This is a genomic window from Chloroflexaceae bacterium (assembly GCA_025057155.1).
GTDB lineage: Bacteria > Chloroflexota > Chloroflexia > Chloroflexales > Chloroflexaceae > JACAEO01.
Genome location: JANWYD010000029.1, coordinates 1 through 20990, shown reverse-complemented (window position 1 = coordinate 20990; position 20990 = coordinate 1). Strand labels below are relative to the sequence as shown.

The following is a 20990-nucleotide window of genomic DNA, read 5'->3' as shown; positions in this document are numbered from 1 at the left end:
TGAGGACACTGAGCCGCGTGGTTCGCGACGCTCTTGCCGCTATCGTTACAGAGCAGGGGCGACCAGACGGTCATCTCTGACTGTCTGCGCAGATTTTTGCCTGCCAGGTTCGAGGGAGAGAGGGGGAGAGGGAAATCACGTTTCCCTCTCCCCCTTTCCGCAGGGCTGCGCTGCCTCCCGCAACGGGCCTACTGCGCGGGCGTGCCGCCCCCGAAGTCGTCGAAGATGGCCCCCGGCGCGTCAATGAACCAGAGGCCGATCTGCCCGTCCTCGTCGTCGAAGGCCGTGCCCGCGCTGGCCTGGCCGATCAGCACGCAGTTGACGTACACGCGCACCGTCCCGTTGGAGAGGGCGCGCGCCCCGAGTTGATCCCCGTCGCGCAGGGTGATCGGGTACGTGCCAATCGTCGTCCAGCTCCGGCTGAAGCGGTTGTAGGTCTCGACCACCACTGCTTGCGCCGTGGCGTTGTAGGAGACCGAAATCGCCCCGTTGCGCCAGTTGCCATTGCGGACCTTCAGCAGCAGGCCCTGGTGCCGCGCCGTGGCGTTGAGCCGCGTGAGTTTGACGTAGGCTTCCTGGTTGCTGCCGAAGCGCGTGCGCCAGTAGATCGGCCCGCCGCCGAAGACCTCCACCTGATTGGCGCGGATGGAGTAGCCGCCCAGCCCTTCGCCGCCGGCCCAGTTTGAACCTAACCGGCCGTCGCGCCGGTCGAAGGTGTCGAGTAGCGCGGTGCGCGGGTAGTCGCTCACGTTGAAGGCGATGGTCCGCGGCGCTTCGCTCACCTCAGGCGAAAACAGGTCGGTTGAGAAGTACTCGACGACGTAGGCGCCGGGCGCGTTGAAGACGACCGGGCCGGTGTAGGTTTGCAGCGGCCCGCCATTCACCCGGTACTGCGTGCGCAGTACGGGTTCGTCGGTGGTCAGCGTCAGCGTGGCGCTCGGGTCGTACACGGTGGCGTTACAGCACACGCGCGTCGCCCCCGACATGCTCGCCGTGGTCACCGGCGGCACGGGCGCGCCGGTGAGGGTGATGCTGCCGCTCACGGCGGGGAAGACGCCGTCGCTGAGGGTGGCCGTCACTGTCGCCGCGCCGTTGAAGTTGGGGGCCGGCGTGAAGACCAGATTTGCCAGGGTGGTATTGATGTCCGCCAGCGAACCGCTGGCCGAGGTCGCGTTGAGCGTGCCCGCGCTGGCCGGGCTGAGGGTCAGGTTCAGCGTGAAGCTGTCGCCTGCGTCGGGGTCAATGCCGCGCAGGTCAACCAGCGGCACGGCGGGCGCGTCCTCGACGAAGCGCTGCGACACGCTCAGCGGGACCACCGGAACCGTCGTGACGGTCACGGTGCCGTCGCCCTCGTTGGCCGTCAGGGCGTAGAGTTGACCGCCCCGTTCGACCAGTTTCACGCCCTCGGGAGCCGCGCCGGTGCGCACCAGGCTGAAGGCGCGGGGCGCAGCGGGGTCGCTGATGTCCACGAAGGCCACCGCATTGGCGCGCTCGAGGCCCACTGCGGCAATCACCCGCCCGGCGAACGTGGCCACGTCGAGCATCTCCGGCTCGCTGCCGCCGTTCGGGCTGCGACTGTCGGGGTAAACGCCGAAGCTGGCCGCCAGGTCGTCGAGTTGCGCCCCGGCGTCGGACACTGGCGCCCCGGTGGCGGCGTTAAAGATGCTCAGGGTGCGACCGCCGCGGGGGTTGGGGCGGGTGTCACCCTCGTCGGCCGTCACCAGGTAGGTGACACCGCCGATGACCACGGCGCGGACGCCGTCCGGCTCGCGGAAGGCGGCCAGTTGCTGCGATGGGTTGTAGCGCCCGTCGTTGATCAGGTCGGCGGGGTGGTCGGTGAGGCCGAGGCCGAAGGCGTTGCTCGCCGGCAGCACGGCGGGCAATGGCGCATTCAGGTCCAGGCGCACGATCGCATTGTTCTCCTGGAGCGTCACGTACACCGCGCTGCTGTCAGGCGTAAAGGCGATCCCTTCAGGCTCCAGCCCGCCGGGAGCATTCGACACGAGCGGGTTGCCGGGCACATCGTAGCGCCGGTTGGCGGCGATGCCGGGCAGGCTGCTCAGGTCGGGCAGTTCGACGATGCTGAAGGGCACGCTCGTCGAACTGGCCGGGTCGAAGGCGCTGAGGTCGGCCACGCCAATCGCGCCCGCGCCGCCGTCGTCGGCGGCGTTCACCTGCTCGGCCTCGATCGCCACCACGGCGAAGCGCCCGTCGGGGCTGATCTCCACCGAGTCGGGCTGGCGCCCGATGTTCGCCGTCGCCAGCAATGCCCCGTCAGAGAGACGGTACACCAGCAACTGGCCGCTGCGCGGCGACGACGCGCCGGCCACGGCGACGAAGAGGTCCTTCGTGGGGTGGACGGCCGCCGAGGTCAGATTGGGCACGCCGGTGATGCGCCGGATGCGCTGGATATTGAAGAGATCGCTGGTGTCGAGCACGTCAATACTGCCGTCGCCAGCGTTGGTGAGCACCCCGCGGTCGCCGCGCACGCTGATGATCTCGGCGCCGTTGCCGCCCAGGCCGGTGTCATAACTACCGGCAGCCACCAGCGCTGGCGGAGTTGCGCGGGGGCGAAAGTACAACCTCAGCACGCTGGGGTCGTGGTCGCTGGCATTGCTCGCGGCGCTGAACTCGGCATTCACGTGGACCGTGTCGTACTGCGCGCCGCTGTCGCGCAGGTTGCGGCTGATGAGGATGCTGTCCAGCACCTGCGAGTTGCCCTCGAAGATGTAGGTGTACTGCTCGTTGGCCGGCTGGTTCAGCTTCAGATCAAACAGCACCGGTGCGCCCACGCCGCCCGGCGTGCCCTTGACGATGTTGAGCGTCTCCGAGAACTGGAAGTCGTTCAGATCGCCCAGGACGACGATGTTGGCGTTGGGGTCAATCGCCAGCACGCTGTCAACGAAATCGTTGACGATCTGGGCCTGCTGGTGCCGCTGTACCTCGGTAGAGCGCGTCGGGGGCTGAAAGCGGCCCGACAGCGGCTGGTCGCCGCCTTTCGAGTTGAAGTGGTTGTTGATGACGAAGAGCGTTTGCCCGTTGTAGCGGAACTCGCCCACCAGCGGCTTGCGGCTGTTGTTGAAGGCCGGATTGGTGGGGTCAATGCGCCCGGGGCTGAAGCTCAGCTCAGGCCGCCCGCCGTTGTTGACCACGCTCACCGCCGTGGTTGAGGCGCCGCCAGGCCGATCCACGAAGCTCAGACCGCGATCGGTGCGGAAGAGGAAGGCCACACGGATGTTCCCGCCCGGCTCGCCGCCGTCCTGATTGGCCACGGGGTCAATCTGGCGGTAGGAATAGGTCGGGCCGCCCACGGCTACGATGGCGTTGATCAGGGTCTCGAAGGTGCGCGAGGCGTCAACGTTCGTGTCCGCCGTGCCGCCGGTTGCGCCGTTATTGTCCTGCACTTCTTGCAGGGCCACAATGTCGGGCGCGCCCATGTTGTTGACGATGATCCGGGCGATAGCATCGCGCCGCTGGGGGGTCACGGTGTCGGCGGCGAAGTTCTCGATGTTGAAGGCGCCGATGGTCAGGCGGTCAACCGCGCCGGTGAGGTTCGTCACCTCCTGCGTGAGGCTGCCCGGCACAGCGGGGGGCAGCGGCTGGGTGATCAGCAGCTTGAAGTTGGCGAAGCTGTAGTCCATCACGCCCACCACCGCGCCGACGCCGGGGAAGCGGTCGCCGACGTTCACCTGAGGCGTGGGCAGAATGGCGTCATCCAGGATAATGCGCTCGGGGTTGAGGTCCGTGGGAGTGATCACCAGGCCGCCACGGGGGGTGCGCAGGCCATAACCCGTGCCGTTGTCGGCCAGGACCACGATCTCGCCGAAGTTATTGGTCGGCCCGACGACCACCGCGTCGTTGACCTGGACGCGCATCCCCTCCAGGCTCTCGAAGAAATCAATGCCGTTGGCGGCGGGGTTGAAGACGTAGCTGGCTGTCTCGACCGTGTTGGTCGGCGCGGCGCCGGGGCTGCCGAAGACGGTCGCCGTGGCCGGGGGCGTCCGCCCGCCCTGGCCGATCACCACCGGATCGGGCAGAGGGTTGTTGCGGGAGATCAGGCGGATCACCCGGTTATCGGCGGCAGACGTGGTCGCGTTGAGGTTGGTGATGGTCAGGTTATTCCAGGCGCTGCTGCCGGAGACACAGGCGGCGCTGGTGCAGCCCGGGCGGATCTCCACCGGGCGCCCGCTGACCTCCAGGCGGTCGCCGACCTGCACCGGGCCGCTGCCGCCCTGGGTGATCACCGCCTGGCCGCTGCCGGTGAAGACGAAGATGCCCTCGGAGGTGGCATCACTGGCGTCAGGCTCGGGGTCCTGGAGATAGAACCCGTTGGGACGCACGACGGTGACGATGCCCGGCACGTTCTCGACCCGGCTGCCGAAGGAGATGGCATTATCGGCGATAACCGGCACCAGCGGCGAGACATGCGCGGCGCCCTGGATGTCGCGGATGCGCGTGGCGACGCTGGGCGCAGCCACAGTGCTGAAGGTGGCCACGAAATCGGCCGCCATCGTGTCGGGCGGATCGCTTGCGTCCAGATCGGTCACCAGGGCGGCGATCACGGTCAGGGTGCAGGTTTCGCTAAAGGCGAAATCAGCGGCGGGATTGATGGTGAACGTGGTCGGCCCGCCGGAGACGGCGACATTGGCTGCCGAGGGAGCGCGCGTTCCACTGGAGGCGCAGGCCAGGGTGAACCAGTCGCCGCTGACGGCCACCGGCTCGCTGAAGGTCACGGTAACATCGCTGGCCAGAGGCACATTGGCCGCGCCATTGGCCGGGGCGGTGCTGGTCACCGTCGGAGCCGCGTCGCTGCCCAGGGCTGTACCGATGACGGTGACATTATCGAAGCGCCAGGTGCCAGTGGTAGCATAGTTCGAGCCGGGGTTCGAGGCCACATAGGTCGAGCCGCCGGCCGCGAATGACGAAACGATGCGGAAGATAACATTGGGGTTGTTGTTTACTGCCGGAATGGCGCTGAAGTCGAAACTGCGGCTGAACCAGGCGTCGCCCGCGTTGGCGGTATAGACGCTGGCCTCGGCAAAGGTCGCGCCGCCGTCGGTGGAGTACAGCAGCACGGCCGTATTGGCGGCGGTATTGCTGTGCCGGTGGTCCCAACTGAAGACGATGTTCTCGTAGCCTACCGTGCTCACGGCGAACTGTGCCCCGGCGGTGCGGTTGTTAGCGCCCTGGGCGGGATACGTGGTCGTGTTCCAGCCCGAGTCAGGCGGGCGCGGGCCGACGCGCCCGGTAGCGAAGGACGCCGTGGTCCCGCCCACCAGAGTGGCCGTTCCCGAGCCAACCGCGGGCGTCAGGGTGTCGTTGTCGAAGGTCCATCGGGTAATGGTGGCGGTGGCGCGAGCGAGTTGCGGAATGGGTCCGACGAAGGAGACGAGTACGGCGAGCAGCAAGACGTTGATGCTCGCCAGGCGCGCGACGGCGCGCCAACGGGGGTGCGACGATGCCATAACTTCCCTTTCTCCCCTGAACCGATACGCGTAGCACCCGGTACGTAGCCCTGGCGAACGCCGGGCGTCGTGAGCGAGCGACGTGGCCAGCTTGCGCTCACCCTGTCGGGAGAGGGCGCACGCATCGCTTGTTCCGTCGGGACTGCGCCTTCGATGGTAGCAGGGGAATGTTAAGACTCGTCGGATGACGGGATGACAAATTGGTGTCTCTGGGGGTGAATCTTTTTTTAACTTCGCGAAGCCAGAGGGGGTTGGGGAAGCCCTCTCAGGTTTTTTGGCGAGCAGAGGTTTTTGGCATTCCAATGCGCTTACGGTCCTCACCCCCCCCCCGCCCGCCTCTCCCGCGAGCGGTAGAGGGGGGTTAGGCGTCCCAATGCCCCGGATGGCGCATGCGACACGAGCATGCGCCGGGAAACCCTACACCTGAGAAGTGGGGAAGCCAGGTTTCCCCTGCCCAATGGAAGTGTCCGGGAGGGCTATGCCCTCCCTGGTCTTCTCACGGCCGATCAATGCGCGGCTTCACCCAGTAGAGGGCCTGCGCCGCGCCCTGCTCGGCGCTGACGCGCAGCACCAGGTCCCCCTCCTGGCCCACGAAGGGCGCCATGTCGGCGCTGATGGCCGTCAGGGCGCCGTCGGGCAGCACGCTCCCCTCGTAGAGGAGCTCGTTGTTAAAGGTGACCAGCACGTCCAGCGCCGGCCCGCGGGCCTCCCTGGAGAAGCCGATGACGGCGAGGAAGAACTGGCCTGCCTGGATCTGCGGCAGGTCGAAGCGCGCCTCGATAAAGGTCCTGCCGTCGCCCGCGGCCTCCGGCGCCAGCGGCGGGAAGGTCAGCAGCGCGGCGGGGGCCAGGCTGCCGTCTTCGAGGCGGATCACCCTGGCGATGTCGGCCCAGCCGCCCGCTTCGGGGTTGCCCTGCGGCGCGCCGAAGGTGATGGGGCCGGCGCTGGTCGTCCAGCGGGCGGCGGGGGCAAGGTCGAGCAGCGCGATGGAGCCGGGCGCGGGGGCCAGGGTGGGCGTCGGGGCCGCCGGGGTGGCCGTTCCGACCGGGGTAGCCGTCGCGGCAAGCGTAGGCGAAGGCGCCGGAGCAGGAGATGGCGCCTCTGTGGGGATGGCCGTCGGTTCGGGCGTAGGGGTGGCCTCGGCCACCAGGACGCGGACGATGGCGACGGTCTCTTTGTCGCCAGCGCGGGCGACGAGGCGGAAGTCGGTGGTGCGCTCGGGGCGGAAGGAGCGTTCGCCGAGCGGGGGAACGTCGCCGAACTGGTCAATCTGCACCCGCTCGGCCCCGCGCACGTCCCAGGCGACGGTTACCGGCTCGCCTGGCGCTACCACCTCCGGTTTGACGGTGAAATAGGCGATCTGCGGGGCGCCGGGTTGCGGCGAGGGAGCAATGGTGGCCGTGGCGGGCGGGGGCGGGTTGCCGCCGGGCGGGTTGTTGAGCAGCAGGCCCGCAAGCAGGGCCAGGGCGATCAGGCCGGCAGCGGCCAGTGGCGCCCAGAGGGGCAGCAACGGCACGCGGGTGAACTCGGCCCGCGCCTCCACCGGGCTGGCCTCCTCGCTCTCGGCGAAGACGCTGAAACGCAGGGTTTCGGGGCCGCCGAAGAGCCGCCGCGGGGCCAGGACGGTAAGCGGCACCCTGGCGCTCTGGCCGGGGGCCAGGCGCACGCTCTCCTGCACGAACTCATAGGCCAGCAGGCGCCGGGGATCGTCGGCGCTCAGCGCAAACGTCGCCTCGGTGTTCCCGTCGTTGCGGATGGTCAGGCTGTACTCGCCCTCCATGCGCCCGCTGGCCCGTTCGGGGGTAATGACGATATGCGGGGCGACGAAGGGCCGCACCGAGCAGACGATGCGCGCCGTGGCCTCACGCTCCGGCGCGGTCGCCGCGCGGGCGCGGAGCAGCGCCGGGTACTCGCCGGCAGCGTGGCGGTGGTCGGTGGGCGCGGTGATGAGCAGCGTCAGGCGCGCCCGGGCGTCGGGGCCGAGTTCAACCGGCGGATCGACGGCGCTGATCCACTCGGCGGGCACGCCCTCCAGGCTCAGGCTGAAGCGCTCGACGCCGGGGCCGCGATGGTGGATCTGCGCCGCGACGACCGTGGGCCGCCCGGGGGTCAGTTCGATACGTTCGCGTTCGGGGGTCAGGCTGACGAGCGGCCCGGCGGGAACGGAAGGCGGAGGCGGCGGGGTCTCTAGCAAGCTGCTAAGGAGCGGTTCCGGCGCGGGCGGCGGTGGCGCCGTGGACGCCGGGGCGCCCGCTACCTGGCGCAGGGCCTCGGCCAGATCGCCAGCATGAGCGAACCGCTCTTCGGGCGCCTTGGCCAGACAACGCAGCACTATCGTTTCGAGTGCAGCGGGGATCTCCGGGCGCACCACACGCGGTGGCACGGGGCGGGCGCGCAGGTGTTTCTCTGTAGCCCGATCCAGGTCGCTCAGGTTGAAGGGGGGAACCCCGATCAGCAATTCGTACAACAGCGTCCCCAGACCGTATACGTCGCTGCGGGCGTCGGGCGGGCCGCTCCGGGCCTGTTCGGGGGTCAGGTAGGCAGGCATGGCGGTGGCCTCGACTGGCAACACCGGGGCGATGCCCAGGTCGCCCACCTTGAGCGTCGCCTCTTCGCCGACGCTGCTCAACCGCAGCGCCTCGGGGCGCAGCGCGCCGTGAACGATGCCGGCGCGATGGGCATGGTCCAATCCCTCTGCGCACTGGCGGGCCAGGTCCAGGGCGCGGGCAATGGTCAGACGGGCGCGCGTGCCGCGCAACTGCTGGAGCAGGCTGCGCAGGGTTCCGCCTGCGGGCGCCTCGCTGGCGACGAAGACTCGCCCCTGCACCTCGCCCAGGTCATACACCGTGAGCAGATTGGGGTGACGGAGCCCCGCGACGCGCTGCAGGCTCTCCAGCAGCCGCGCGCGCACCGCAGGGTCGGCGGTCAGCCCCGGGTCAAACACCTTGACCGTGCAGAGCCGCCGCAGTTGCACGTGACGGGCGGAATAGGTTGGTCCTGTGGGGCCGATGGCGAGAAGCGCTTCGAGCTGGTAGTTGCCCACAAGCTGGCCAAGCAGGTCGGTCATAGACGGCGCTTTCCTGGCGAATGTCCGAACCAGTATAGCACGGGTCGAAACCGCACACGAACTCACCGCCGAGGGCGCGGAGAGGCGCGGAGGTTTCAAATAGCCCGTCTTCGATGCCCTCCACGGTAAATCGTAGCAGACCCAATCCCACAGATGCCCTGTGGCGACAAGAGACGCCCTGCGATCCGGGCTTGCGTCTATGGCGACCTGACCGTACAATCGGGTACGATAACAACCTCAGGGAGGTGGCGCCATGCAGATCGTGCACGTGCATGTCCACGTAAAGCCCGAATACGTCGAGGCGTTTCGCGCGGCGACGCTTGAGAACGCGCGCAACAGTGTGCAGGAGCCGGGCGTGGTGCGGTTCGATGTCATCCAGCAAGAGGATGATCCGACTCGTTTTATCCTGGTCGAGATCTACCGCGATGACGAGGCCCCGGCGGCCCACAAGGCCACGGCGCACTATGCCGTCTGGCGCGACACGGTGGCCGAAATGATGGCCGAGCCGCGCAGCAGTGTGCGCTACCGCGCGGTGTTCCCCGAACCTGCCGCGTGGGAGTTGCCGCGATGAGGTTCGAGTTCGCTACCGCAGGGCGCATCATCTTCGGCGCGGGAGCGGCGCGCGAGGCGGGAACACTCGCCGCGGCCCTGGGCCGCCGGGCGCTGGTGGTAGGCAGCCGCTCGCCGGAGCGCCTGGTGCCGCTGCTGGAGACGCTACGCGCCGCGGGGGTCGCTACGACCACTTTTGCGGTCGCCGGCGAGCCGACGGTGGAGACGGCGACGGCGGGCGCGGCCCTGGCCCGCGCCGAGGGCTGCGATCTGGTCGTGGCGATGGGCGGCGGCAGCGCCCTCGACGCCGGCAAAGCCATCGCCGCGCTCGCCGCTAACCCGGGTGACCCGCTCGACTATCTGGAGGTAGTGGGGCGCGGGCAACCGCTGGCGGCGCCGCCGCTGCCCTGTATCGCCATCCCGACCACTGCCGGCACGGGTTCGGAAGTGACGCGCAACGCCGTGCTGGGCGTACCCGCGGAGCGGGTCAAGGTCAGTCTGCGCAGCCCGCTGATGCTGCCGCGGGTGGCGCTGGTGGACCCGGAGTTGACCTATGGCCTGCCCGCGGCGCTGACGGCCAGCACGGGCATGGACGCCCTGACCCAGTGCCTGGAGCCGTTTGTCAGTCCGGCGGCCACCCCGCTTACCGACGGGCCGTGCCGCGAGGGGCTGGCGCGGGCGGCGCGCAGCCTGCGCCGCGCCTGTCGCGAACCCGGGGACCGGCAGGCGCGCGAAGATATGGCCATTGCCAGTCTCTGCGGCGGCCTGGCGCTGGCCAACGCGCGACTGGGTGCGGTCCACGGATTTGCCGCGGCGCTGGGGGGCATGTACGCGGCTCCGCACGGGGCGATCTGCGCGCGGCTGCTCGGCCCGGTGATGGCGAGCAACATCGCCGCGCTGCGGCAGCGCGCCCCGCAGTCGCCTGCGCTGGCGCGCTACACCGAGGCGGCCCGCCTGTTGACCGGCGAAGCCGCGGCTACGCCGGAGCAGGGCGCGGCGTGGGCCGCCGCCCTCGCCGACGAGCTGGGCATCCCGCGTCTGGCCGCCTATGGCATCACCGCGGGCGACTTCCCCGCGATTGTGGCCCGTGCCAGCCGGGCGAGCAGCATGCAGGGCAACCCCATCACCCTGACCGACGAGGAACTGACGGCGATTCTGCACGCCGCGTTGTGACCGTGGCAGGCATTCGGCGTTCCTCGGTTGACGCAAAGCGCCGGTGGTTTTGAGGTCGCGGCTTTGCGCCTCTCCCGCTTACGTCAACGCCGGCAGCGTAATGTGGATGCTCTCGCTACCTGAGGGTTGATGCACCGTCCGCCCCCGGCGGCGGGGTCCGGCGGCGACTATACCGCCAGAACCAGTAAATCGTGCGACGTTCGGGGCTCGCCCCAGTTGCATGAGCCCCGTCGTCCTCCCAACTCTACTTTGTCACTTGCCGCGGCTTCCGCTGGGAGGAGGTTCGGAGGGGTTGCACCTCTCCAGGATTTCCCTTCCTGGTGCGGCATGGCTTCGCCGCGCCAGGAAGGGGAGATCTTCGGCGCCACAGGCCCCCGCCAGGGGCAACGTGACAAAGTAGAACCAAGATACCATTACCTCAAAAGTGAACACGTATCACCTTTCATTGATTTGCATCTCCAGGCCGCCTATGGTATACTATGCGGCGGTGCATAAGAATACGTTCCCCGATAGCTCAACGGTAGAGCGGCTGACTGTTAATCAGTAGGTTCCTGGTTCGAATCCAGGTCGGGGAGCCACATAATAACGCATCAGGAAGCGCTCGGCGACAACCGCCGGGCGCTTTGGTTTGGGCCATGTAGCCAATCATGTAGCCAAACTCGGCGGCCGGCAGCGTATGGGGGCGGACGCGGAGGGAGGCGCCACCGCGTCCAACCTGATGGCTATGGTCGTCTGTACCGCCCAGGCATCACCAGCCACGCGCCGCTCCAGCGCCTGGCGCTCGGCGTGGCGCATCAGCGCTCGCTCGACGAAGAGGGGCAATGGCAACAAGCGAGCGCTGCGCTCGGTCTTCGGCGGCTCGAGCGCCAGCCTGCCCGTGATCCGCTGCACGGTCTGTGCGACGCACAGTGTGTGCTGCTCCAGGCTGATGTCACGCCAGTGTAACCCGGGCGCCTCTCCCTCGCGCAGACCCAGGCCCGGAGCAACTGTGTAGAGCGCTTCCAGACGGCTGCCCTCATTCTGGTCAGCCAGATCGAGGGCCTGCACGAGCAACTCGACGGCGCGGCGCGCCTGGCAGCCGAGCTAGTTGGCGACCTCGCGGGCGCCGGGCTCGAGTTCCCAGATCACCTGAAGCTCTTCGCCGAGGGCGTCATCCTCGATAGTAGTGAACTCGATGACGTTTTGATCATTGCCGGGCCCGCCGGTTGCGGGTCGAGTGGGGAGCAGGTCAGGTGACCGGATGGCGAAGGCTGGCGAACCCGGTATGGAGATACGGGCGCGGTAGCTCAGAGCCACGGGCATGTTCCGAATGCTATAATCAATGAAAAGATGCAGTCCTTCTCTCCAGACGAATACGCCGTGCTGCAGGCGCTGGCACGCCTGCAGCCGGGAGCGACGGCGTGCCCGGGCGCTGTCAGCCGCGCGCTGCGGCCCGCGGTTCCCACGCCCGAACGTATGGCCTGGATGCGCGCCGTGTGCGCCGCTCTCTGCGAACGGGGCCTGTTGCGCATCACCCAGCGCGGAGTCGCCGTGGGTTGCACGGGGTATCGCGGCCCGATCCGGGTGGCGCTGACCCCGGCCGGGCGCGCGGCCCTGGGACTGTCTGATGAAGTTTAAGCGTATCAACCGGCATTTGCCCTGTAGCCCGGCGACTGAAGCCGCGGGCTACCGATGCGAAACCCGCCTGCGCGAGCTATACCGGATTTAATTCTTAATCTCCATAAGACCTGCCCTCCACGGCCAATGCGGGCGACACGGAGGTATCCGGCGCCGTTGGCAACGCCTGATTTGATTTCACCGGACCTTCACGGTGCGTTCACAACCCGGTGCTATACCTGGCCTGCGAGTATCCTCCAGCCCGGCATAATCCAAGGAGTTCACGATGCGCCAGCTTCTGCGTCCTGCCGCATTCTTCCTCGCCCTGACACTGCTGACCGGGTTGGCACTGACTACTCTGGTGACCGCCGCTCCCGGCGCCGCGCTGTGGCCCGGCAACCACACCCTCGCGCTGCGGGTTGATGGCCGCGACCGCAGCGCGATCCTGCACGTGCCACCCCAGGCCCGCGCGGGGCAGCCTCTGCCGCTCCTCGTCGTGCTCCACGGGGGCTACGGCAGCGGCCGCACCATGCAACTCGCCCTCGGCTTTGACCGCTACGCCGACGCGCGCGGCTTCCGCGTCGTCTACCCGAACGCCTTCAATGGCATGCGCTGGAACGACGGCCGGGGCGCCCTCGACCCCTCGCGGGCGGGGTTGACGATGTAGCCTTTCTGGTGGCCCTGATTGACGAGGTCGCCGCGCGCGCCCCCCTGGACCGGACGCGGGTCTACGTCACGGGCGCTTCTAATGGCGGCATGATGACCTGCCAGCTCGGCTGCGAAACCCGCGGCGTGTTCGCCGGGCTGGCGCCGGTCATCGCCAACATCCCCCAGCCTCTGGCGGCGGCTTGTACGCCGCTGGCGACAATCAACCTTCTGAGCATCAACGGCGACGCGGATCCCTTCATTCCCTTTGAAGGCGGCGAGGTCTGCGCTGGGATGCGGCGCGTCTGCGAGAAGGGCTTTGTGCTCAGCACGGCCGAGTCGGTCAGGCGCTTCGCCGCCGCGAACGGCTGCGCCGCCTGGCCACGAGTCACGGCGCTGCCGCCGGTGGTAGACGACGGGACCAGCGTCGAGCATTGGGTCTACCCGCGCTGCGCAAGCGGAGCGGAGGTGCAACTTTACATCGTCAGAGGCGGGGGGCATGCCTGGCCCCCGCGCCAGCCTCGGGTCGCCGCCGGGGGCGCGGCCAGCGGCAACCTTGACGCCACCCGTATTATCGTTGATTTCTTCTTTCCCCAGGAGTGATCGATTGTGAATTGTGGATTGCCGTATATGGCGTCCCAATGCGACCTGGGATGATGCGCAGGTGAGAACGAGCGCGAACGCTCGCCGGACCTGTGCCAGCTCTGGGAGTAGGTGACCTGGAATCCGCTCACGCCGGCCTCCTTACTGCTCCCATCACCCAGGAATCGGACGTCGGCGCGATCGGTATTGCATGCAGAGCTAATACAAACTCTGTCTCCAGCGGTGCGGTTTGGGGCTTGCCCCGGAGCTTTGCTCCTCATGTTCGGCAAACACCGGACCGCAGGTCAGCAGCAAGACGGCGATCAGGGCCGCCAATGAGAGGCGACGCAGCAGGGTCGGCATCCTTATCTTAGTCCGAGAGATTATCACAAAACGATATCACATCCGCCTGGTGGAGGGTCAGGAAACCTGGTTTCCCCATGCCCTGCCGAGGGGCGGGTTTGGGACCCTGCCCCGCGCGGCGGCCACCCGGGGTCGCCCGCCCACGGCCCCCCGGAACGGCCGCGCCCTTCCGTGAAGGCCATTCCCCCATCGGTGGCGTAGAGACGGCCCGGCGGGCCGTCTCTACGCCACGCCCATCGGGGCGGGCCGTCCCCATCGGGGCGGGTCGCCCCACGCCCCCACCCGGAGGTCGCCCGGCCGATATGGGGCGCCACCGCACCCCGCGGCAGCGGCATCCCGTCCGGGGGCGGCGGGGCGGCGCGCGCCCCACGTCGCGAACGTTCTTGTTGGCGCCGGGTGGCTCAGCGTGAGCTTGCCGAGCGCATCAAGTGCGCCCTTATCATTGCATTGAATAGTCGAACAGGGTAATGCCCACGGCACGACGCTCCCGCAGATTGTCTCGCAGGAGAATATGATCAGTCAACTCGCCACTCACCCAACGGCTGCCCCGCCGAGCAACGGCAGCAGCGCGGCGTTCAGGGCCGCGTACCCCGCCGCGCTCAGGTGCAACTCGTCATCGGCATAGCGGTCGAGAACGTAGCCATCGGGCCCGCAGAGGATGGCGGCGCTGTCGAGCACCCGCACCCCGGCGCCGGCTAACGCGCCGAGCCGCTCGTTGACGGCAGCGATGGCCTCCTGAGTCGCCGGATCGGCCCAGAGGCCGCGGGCCAGGGGGAAGATCGTCGTCAAGATTACCTCCGTCCCTAGCGCGCGCGCCTCGGCCACCACTGCCGTAATCGCCTCGACCACCGCCTCCTGGGTCGCCGGGTCCGGCCACCTGGCGGCCAGGTCGTTGACCCCCAGTTGTAGCACGACGATCGCCGGGCGCAGCGGCGCGACCATCGCTGTGAAGCGCCGCGCCAGGTAGCCCGCCCCGGCGCCGGGGACTCCAGTGTTAATGAACATAAACCCCGGCGCCTGCGGGGGCAGCCACCAGTCGGCCCGCGAGTCGCCGAAGAAGACCACGCGGCGCACAGGTGTGGGTTGTGTGTCGCTCATCATGCTGGCCAGAAGCAGGACAGCCGGCTCTGCCGGCCCGTGGCTCGCGCCTGTCAGACACCGCCGCGGGCAGCGAGAGGGGCGCGGAGAGGCGCCATCCTCGCAGGGAGGGTTTTCTAGCCCATACCTCTCCCTGAGAGAGGACGCCGCCTCTCCGCGCCCCTGATCCGCAACAAACGCCCTCGGCCCACACGGGATGGAAAGACGGTCAGCGTGTAATCGTAAAGCGCGCGACCGCCGTGAGCTCGGTACGCTGGCCGTACAACACCATCGAGTAAGTGCCGGGGGCAAGCGTACCAGGAGCGGTGAATGTGACGCTTAACTTCCCATCGGCGTCGGCCCGAAAGTCGCCAACCGCGCGGACCGAAGCATCAGGCAGATTGTACCACGCCGAAACCGGCTCGTTGCCGGCAAAGATGTTGCTTGCGAAGGTGAATTTGCTTCCAGCAGCCCCACTCTCGCCCGGGCTCACCGCGAGCGTGTAGACGTCACGGGTGTCAACGCCGGCCCCGGTAGTAAGAATGGGCAGATTTCCTTTGCCTTCTCCACAACGTGCGTCGTTGAACCACACGTATGACAGCCGCTCGCCGAGCGCAACCCCTCTCCCGAGCGTTTCAAGAACCTGGAAGAGTTGGCCCCTTCCCTCCTCCTGGTCTGCTGTCTGACGATCACCCGCGGGCGCCGGCGGGCGTCGCGGCAGCGGGGGCGGCGCGCACAGCCGTCACTGCCATGGCCCCGTCGCCGGTGCGCAGCTCCAGCCGGTCGCCGTCAATGCGGTACGTCACCGCCGTACCCAGGGCCTCCAGGAACTGCGTCTCCTGCTCCATCACCCCCTCCGGCTCGTTGCAGAGCCTCTTCGTGCTCGCTAGCGGGCCGATCCGCAGGCTCTGATCCGCGACCTCATAGGACCCGGTGTAGTTGTTGCACCCGGCCGAGCCGCTGAGCTGGCCATCCGCGCCGAAGACCAGCGTGAGCGTCGAACCGTTCAGCACGCTCACTACAGCCTGCTTGCCGTTGTTATAGCCGGTTACTGTCCAGCTTGTGCCGCTCAACGCGCGGCTCTGGGCAACGAAGGTCGCCGTAACCTCGCCGCTCTCGCTCAGCAGCGTCAGTTGCTGGCCATCAACCTTGAAGCTGGCCGCCTGTTTCAGCGCTTCGTAGTAGGCCGTCGCCTGCTGCATGATCGGCTCCGGGCAGGCCATCATCGTGCTGGCGATCGAGTCCTTGATGGTGATGCGCTCGCCATTCACCTGGTACGATCCCCGGTACTGGTTGCATCCATCAGTGCCAGCGAAGCCGTCCGCCTCGAAGTTCAAGGTCACCTGCGTGTCGGGAAGCGGCGGCGCGCCGTTCAGGCTCTCTAGCAGCCAGCTCGTGCCGCCAAGGGGAGATTCTGTCGCCGTTGTTGTCATTGTTCCCACCCCGCATGCTGTCAGGGCGAGAGCCGTTGCCATCGCCAGGATAACTGCGACCATCCGTGATGCCATTTGCCTTGCTCCTTGTGAGCCGGTCACCGGACCGGCCCGGCCAGTACCATAATATACGACCTCAAGACGCGCCAGCGGGCTGGAAAGTTCCGCCAGCAGCAGAGAGATCTGGTTTTCCTTGTGGGAGCAGCCCTCAGAGTTGCTCCCACAGGCCACAGACAGGGCAGCCTGAGTTGCCAGTTTGTGCATCACTCTCGTCCAGACCAATTGACAACTCGAAACAAATGTCCTATGCTTGGGCAGACATGGATCATTCCGTTGATGTGCGGCGAAGCCCCCTGGATGACCGGAAAGGAGCCGCGGATGGGGCTGGATCTGGCGGCCTTAAGCCGGCAAGTCCGCGAGTTGAGCGGCGCCGCGGTGCGCACCGCCGCCAGCGCGGCGCAGCGCGCCGCCCGGGCCCGCGAGCGCTATCTGGCCGCCGCCGGTGAGGAGGGGCGCTGGACGCGGGCGGTAGATCTGAGCCGCGACACGGCAAACTGGTTGCTTGCCCGGCCCGTCGAGCGCCTCGACACCGTGCGCGACTTGCCCGCCTGCCCGCCAGCCTATGCCGTGGTCGCCACCGATGGCTCGCAGATCGATCTGGATCGCCACGGCAGCGTGGCCTGCTACCTGATCAATATCGGCCACGTCTTCATCCGCTACGGCCAGCGCCCCGCCGCGCGCCTTGGCTCGCGGCCCGCCCTCTACTACCGCGAGGAGGACCTCTACCTCAGCGATGGCGCCCGCCGCGTGCTCATCGAGGGCAACTACCTGAGCGCCCGCCGTGATGTTGAAGAGGGTCTGGCCCTGGCCGATCTGGCCGAGACGTTCCTCGACGGCGCCCTGCCCGCCCTGGCGCTGCAAGATGGCACCCTTGTGCGCTGGGCGCTCGCCGGGGCCGAGCGCTTCGTCCAGGAGCGCTTTCTGGGGCAGTACCTGGGCTATCTGGAGCGCATGCGCGCCCGCGGCATCCCGACCGCGTCGTACATCAGCCGTCCCCGCTCCCCCGAGGTGGTCGGCGCCATCCGGCTGATGTTCTGCCCGGATGTGGACGTGGCCGCCAGCCGCGGCGCCCGTTGCGCCGAGTGCAGCGACGTCCGCGTCGGGCGCGAGCCGTCGTGCGCTCTCTGCCAGGGCCTGGTTGACGCCGATGTGCTCGGCCCCCGCCTTGCCGAGGGCCAGCGCGGGCCGTTGTTCGTCTCGATGAGCACCATCAACATCGAGCGCTACGGCCCCCACTGCATCCACTTCTTTCACCTGCGCGTCGGGCGGGAGGTGTGCCGGGTCGAGATCCCGCAGTGGGTGGCCTCCGCGCCCGAACAGGTTGACCTGGTGCATAGCCTGGTGTATGATCAGTGCCTTCGCGGGGGAGGCTACCCCGTGGCCCTCGCCCGCGCTCACGAGCAGGCGGTGATCCGCGCGGCGGACCGGCGGGCCTTCGAGCGTATGCTCGAAAGCAGCCTTGCCCGCGCCGAAGCCGACGGCGCCATTTCCGCCAAACGCGAGAGCAAGGAGTTCACCCGGCTGTGATAACCACCCGGCGCATCGGCGAGATCATCGAGTCATCCACCACCCGCTTCACGGCGGGCGCCTACGAACTGCTGGCCGCCCCGCCCTTCGGCGCCCTGGTGCGGGCGGCCACCCGCAGCGAGGGCCTGGCCGTTTATGGCCTGGTGTACGAGATCCGCACCGGCAGCCGCGAGCCGGGGGGCCGCGCTGTGGTCCGCGGGCGCACCTACAGCGGGCGCGAGTTGTACGATGAAGAGATCTATGCCGAGAACCCCGACCTGGCCGAGGTGCTGCAAACCGAGTTCTCGGCCCTCATCGTAGGTTTTGCCGAAGGTGAGACGATCTACCAGTACCTCCCGCCCCAGCCGCCGCCGGTGCATTACTCGGTCTACGCCTGCGACGCCGACGAACTGCTGCGCTTCTCCGCGCGGAACGACTTCTTCCGCGCCGTGCTCTTCGCCACCCCCGTCCCCGGCGACGAACTGCTCGCCGCCGCCATCCGCGCCGTGGCGCGGGCGCGCCCCGATCGCCACGACTACCTGGTGCGCGCCGGGCGCGATCTCGCCGGCCTGCTCAAAGACGAGCACGACCGGCTCGTGGCTCTGCTGCGGCGCATCCGGCCCTGATGAGGAGGAACCTATGCTGCTCGATGTCGGGTTCATGGTGGATGCCAACCCCCTGCCGGTCGCCGCCGAAGTGGCCCGCTCCGCCGAGGCTCTGGGCTTCGCCGCCCTCTGGGCTCCCGAAACCGCTCACAATCCCTTCCTGCCCCTGACCATCGCCGCCGAACATACCAGCCGCCTCGGCCTCGGCACCGCGGTCGCCATCGCCTTTCCCCGCAGCCCGATGGTGACCGCCCAGATCGCCTGGGATCTGGCGGCATTCTCCCGGGGCCGCTTCATCCTGGGCCTGGGCACCCAGGTGCGCGCCCACATCGAGCGTCGCTTCAGCGCCAGCTTCGATCAGCCGGTCGAACGGCTGCGCGATTACGTGCTGGCCCTGCGGGCCATCTGGCAGAGCTTTCAGGGCAATGGCCGCCTGAATTACCGGGGAAAGTTCTACCAGCATACGCTGATGCTGCCATTCTTCAACCCCGGCAAAATTGACCATCCCAATATTCCGATTTACATCGCCGGGGTCAACGAGCGCCTGGCGCAACTGGCCGGCGAACTCTGCGACGGGTTTCACGCCCACCCGCTTAACAGCGCGAAGTACCTGCGCGAGCATCTGCGCCCCCAGATCGCCGAGGGCGCCCGCAGGGCCGGGCGCGATCCCGCGGCGTGCGCCCTGGCCGGCAGCCCCCTGGTTATCACCGGTCTCGACCGTGAGAGCACCGAGCGCATGCGCGCCTTTGTGCGGCAGCAGATCGCCTTCTACGGCTCCACCCCCACCTACCGGCCCGTGCTCGACTGCCACGGCTGGGGCGAGGTCGGCGAGCGCCTGTCGCAACTGGCCGCCCAGCAGCGCTGGGCCGATATGCCCGGCCTGGTGAGTGATGAGATGCTGGCGACCTTCGCCGTCGAAGCCTCCCCCGGCGAGCTGGGCGCGGCCCTGCGCCAGCGCTACGACGGCCTGCTCGACCGCATCAGCCTGTACATGCCCTTCGTCCCCGGCCAGATGGACGAGTTCTGGCGCCGCCTGGTGCGCGACGTCAGCGGGTAGAGAAAAGCCTTCGGTAACTCTGCCCCCTCCCCGAACCTCCCCCGCCGGGGGAGGGAGTCCGGCTCCTCCCCCAACGGGGGAGTCTGGGAGAGGCGCGGAAATGCCAGAAAACTTACGTTACAGACCATTGAATGGCGTCACCATATACGGCAATCCAAAATCCAAAACCCCTACGCCTGGCGCCTTCAGCACTTGGCAATCCAAAATCCGCAATCCAAAATCCTATGCCTGGCGTCTTCAGCGACCTGGATCTCAGCCCCAATCCCCTCGAACTCGCCCGCCAGCGGCGCCTTGCCGCTGGCGGCTACCTCGACCTGACCAGCAGCAACCCGACCCTCCAGGGCCTCCTCTTCCCTCCGGCCATCCTGCGCGCCGCTGCCGAGAGCTTCTGGGAGACCCGGCGCTACCAGCCCGACCCGCGGGGCGGCGCGGCGGCCCGCGCCGCTGTTGTCGCCTACTACGCCGGGCGCGCGCCTCCCTTGCCCCTGGAACCCGACGACGTGTTCCTCACCGCCAGCACCAGCGAAGCCTACAGCCTGCTCTTCGCCCTCCTGGCCGATCCGGGCGACAACCTGCTGGCGCCCAATGTCACCTACCCGCTCTTCGAATACCTGGCCGCCCTCCGCGGTCTGGAACTGCGCTCCTATCCGCTGCGGGAGGAGGAGGGCTGGGCGATTGATGAGCGCGCCCTCCACGCCGCTGCCGACGCCCGCACCCGCGCCGTGCTGATCGTCTCGCCCCATAACCCCACCGGGGCCGTGGTCTCGGCCCCCCTCGCGGCCCTCAGCCGCATGGGCCTGCCGGTGATCTGCGACGAGGTGTTCGCCGCCTTCACCTACGCCGTGCCCCACGTGCCGCCCCTCGCCGCCCTGCATCCCGATCTGCCCGTTTTTACCCTCAACGGCATCTCCAAGCTCTTCGCCCTCCCCGACCTGAAGCTGGGCTGGATCGCCCTCAATGCCGCCGCGCGTCCCTTTGGCCCGCGCCTCGAATTGCTCAACGACACGTTCCTGGGCGCCAACAGCCTGAGCCAGCATCTCCTGCCGGCCCTCTTCGTCCACGGCATGCCCTTCGTCGCCCGGATGACCGCGCGGGTGCGGGCCAACCTCGACCTGGCCCTGCAACGCCTGGCCGGCCATCCCCGCCTGCGCGTCCGCCCGCCCGACGGCGGCTACTACCTCTTCCCGGCCGTCAGCGGCTGTGACGATGAAGAGGCCCTGGCGCTGCGCCTCCTCGATCAGGGCGTCCTGGTCCATCCCGGCTACTTCTACGGCGACGTTCCCGGCGCCCATCTGCTGCTCTCCGCGCTGACCGAACCGGCGACCTTTGCTGCGGGCCTCGATCGGCTGGTTCAGGCGCTTTGAGGGGGAACCGCCCCTGCGGTGAAAAGAGCCGCTGGCCCGCCTCCAGTGCTTTCATATGCAGATTATGAAGCGAATCCGGTATGCCAGTCTGATCCTTGCAGTGGCGGTGCGGGCTTAGGACGCGGAAGCCCCGCAGGGGCTTGCAAGCGCTCAGCCAGGGCTTTCGCCCGCGGCGCGCAGCTCAGGACGCGGAAGTCCCGCAGGGGCTTGCAAGCGCTCAGCCAGGGCTTTCGCCCGCGGCGTTCTCCGCCGGCCCCCGGAGGCAGAACCCGCCCCGCCGCAGTATTCGGCATCGCGACACGCTCCTGCAGAACCGCCTGTGCGCCGCGCGGCGACAGGCGGATGGTAGGAAAAGAGGGTCCGGGAGCATACAACGCTCCCGGACCCCGCAGAACCGCTATCCGAACCGGCGCTCAGCGCTGCGCCAGCGGCAGGTAGACCCTGACCT

General features: G+C 68.3%; 16 protein-coding genes and 1 tRNA gene. 10 read left to right on the top strand and 7 right to left on the bottom strand.

Annotated elements, in window-relative coordinates:
- Nucleotides 1–188: 188 nt before the first annotated feature.
- Both NZU74_19270 and NZU74_19265 read right to left on the bottom strand, forming a co-directional pair.
- Nucleotides 189–5465 carry an Ig-like domain-containing protein gene (locus NZU74_19270; GenBank protein ID MCS6883474.1) on the bottom strand — a complete coding sequence of 1759 codons (5277 nt, stop codon included), beginning with the start codon at nt 5463–5465 and terminating at the stop codon, nt 189–191.
- A gap of 496 nt (nt 5466–5961) precedes the next feature.
- The gene (locus NZU74_19265) at nt 5962–8532 is read right to left on the bottom strand and encodes a protein kinase (GenBank protein MCS6883473.1); all 2571 of its coding nucleotides are present in this window, start codon (nt 8530–8532) and stop codon (nt 5962–5964) included.
- A 253-nt stretch (nt 8533–8785) separates the two neighbouring features.
- On the opposite strand from NZU74_19265, the gene NZU74_19260 reads away from it, so the two are divergent.
- The 3 genes from NZU74_19260 (at nt 8786) to NZU74_19250 (ending at nt 10832) form a co-directional block, all read left to right on the top strand.
- The gene (locus NZU74_19260) at nt 8786–9103 is read left to right on the top strand and encodes an antibiotic biosynthesis monooxygenase (protein ID MCS6883472.1); all 318 of its coding nucleotides are present in this window, start codon (nt 8786–8788) and stop codon (nt 9101–9103) included.
- Nucleotides 9100–10254: an iron-containing alcohol dehydrogenase gene (locus NZU74_19255; protein ID MCS6883471.1), complete on the top strand. Its 1155-nt coding sequence runs from the start codon at nt 9100–9102 to the stop codon at nt 10252–10254. Before NZU74_19260 ends, NZU74_19255 begins: the two co-directional genes overlap by 4 nt.
- A 503-nt stretch (nt 10255–10757) precedes the next feature.
- Nucleotides 10758–10832: transfer RNA gene (locus NZU74_19250), tRNA-Asn, on the top strand.
- Between the two features lie 67 nt (nt 10833–10899).
- On the opposite strand, the gene NZU74_19245 is transcribed toward NZU74_19250, so the two are convergent.
- Entirely contained in the window at nt 10900–11301 is a 402-nt protein-coding gene (locus NZU74_19245; protein ID MCS6883470.1) for a hypothetical protein, read from the bottom strand.
- Between the two features lie 36 nt (nt 11302–11337).
- Complete coding sequence (locus NZU74_19240; GenBank protein MCS6883469.1) at nt 11338–11556, bottom strand: hypothetical protein; 219 nt, start codon at nt 11554–11556, stop codon at nt 11338–11340.
- Between the two features lie 27 nt (nt 11557–11583).
- Between NZU74_19240 and NZU74_19235 the strand changes: the two genes are divergently transcribed.
- From NZU74_19235 to NZU74_19225, 3 genes are all read left to right on the top strand, one after another.
- On the top strand, nt 11584–11871 hold the full coding sequence (locus tag NZU74_19235) for a DUF3253 domain-containing protein (GenBank protein ID MCS6883468.1): 288 nt from the start codon (nt 11584–11586) through the stop codon (nt 11869–11871).
- 265 nt (nt 11872–12136) lie between these two features.
- The gene (locus NZU74_19230; GenBank protein MCS6883467.1) at nt 12137–12517 is read left to right on the top strand and encodes a hypothetical protein; all 381 of its coding nucleotides are present in this window, start codon (nt 12137–12139) and stop codon (nt 12515–12517) included.
- A gap of 8 nt (nt 12518–12525) precedes the next feature.
- Nucleotides 12526–13098 (top strand): hypothetical protein, encoded by a 573-nt coding sequence (locus NZU74_19225; protein MCS6883466.1) that lies wholly within the window; start codon nt 12526–12528, stop codon nt 13096–13098.
- An 873-nt stretch (nt 13099–13971) separates the two neighbouring features.
- On the opposite strand, the gene NZU74_19220 is transcribed toward NZU74_19225, so the two are convergent.
- From NZU74_19220 to NZU74_19210, 3 genes are all read right to left on the bottom strand, one after another.
- Nucleotides 13972–14538, bottom strand: a complete 567-nt coding sequence (locus tag NZU74_19220; GenBank protein ID MCS6883465.1) for a GDSL-type esterase/lipase family protein — start codon at nt 14536–14538, stop codon at nt 13972–13974.
- A 208-nt stretch (nt 14539–14746) separates the two neighbouring features.
- A complete protein-coding gene (locus NZU74_19215; GenBank protein ID MCS6883464.1) occupies nt 14747–15109 on the bottom strand; it encodes a hypothetical protein in 363 nt (120 codons plus the stop codon).
- 97 nt (nt 15110–15206) lie between these two features.
- Entirely contained in the window at nt 15207–16025 is an 819-nt protein-coding gene (locus tag NZU74_19210; protein ID MCS6883463.1) for an META domain-containing protein, read from the bottom strand.
- A gap of 231 nt (nt 16026–16256) precedes the next feature.
- On the opposite strand from NZU74_19210, the gene NZU74_19205 reads away from it, so the two are divergent.
- The 4 genes from NZU74_19205 to NZU74_19190 all read left to right on the top strand — a co-directional run bounded on the left by NZU74_19205 (nt 16257) and on the right by NZU74_19190 (nt 20542).
- Nucleotides 16257–17537 carry a DNA double-strand break repair nuclease NurA gene (locus NZU74_19205; protein ID MCS6883462.1) on the top strand — a complete coding sequence of 427 codons (1281 nt, stop codon included), beginning with the start codon at nt 16257–16259 and terminating at the stop codon, nt 17535–17537.
- Complete coding sequence (locus tag NZU74_19200) at nt 17534–18142, top strand: hypothetical protein (protein ID MCS6883461.1); 609 nt, start codon at nt 17534–17536, stop codon at nt 18140–18142. Before NZU74_19205 ends, NZU74_19200 begins: the two co-directional genes overlap by 4 nt.
- 13 nt (nt 18143–18155) lie before the next feature.
- Nucleotides 18156–19178, top strand: a complete 1023-nt coding sequence (locus tag NZU74_19195; protein ID MCS6883460.1) for an LLM class F420-dependent oxidoreductase — start codon at nt 18156–18158, stop codon at nt 19176–19178.
- 224 nt (nt 19179–19402) lie between these two features.
- Nucleotides 19403–20542 (top strand): pyridoxal phosphate-dependent aminotransferase, encoded by a 1140-nt coding sequence (locus tag NZU74_19190; protein MCS6883459.1) that lies wholly within the window; start codon nt 19403–19405, stop codon nt 20540–20542.
- Nucleotides 20543–20990 lie beyond the last annotated feature (448 nt).